The following is a 303-nucleotide window of genomic DNA, read 5'->3' on the forward strand; positions in this document are numbered from 1 at the left end:
TGAAGGTGACGGTGACAGTCTGGCCGGTTTCCACGCCCGTGGTGGTACCGCTGACCACGGCGGCAGTGCTTTCGCTGCTGTTATAGACATGATCGCTGCCACTGCCATCACTGCTGATGGCAATGGTAGCCACCGTATCCTTGCTGTCGCTATTGCTGGCGCTGGCGGTATTGCCGGCCACATCGCTGACGCTGGCTTTCACCGTTACCGGGCCATCCACCAGGCCGCTCAGGCTGCTGGCCGGAACGGTCCAGCTGCCATTGGCTGCCACGGTCGCCGTGGTGGTGACCACGTGGTTGGCGC

The 303-nt window shown here is 63.4% G+C and carries 1 pseudogene; it reads right to left on the reverse strand.

The annotated features are described in order from the left end of the window. Positions 1 to 303: pseudogene (locus JHD64_RS21515) on the reverse strand (hypothetical protein); the annotation flags it as partial.

The organism is Aquitalea sp. ASV15, assembly GCF_016429115.1.
Classification (GTDB): domain Bacteria; phylum Pseudomonadota; class Gammaproteobacteria; order Burkholderiales; family Chromobacteriaceae; genus Aquitalea; species Aquitalea magnusonii.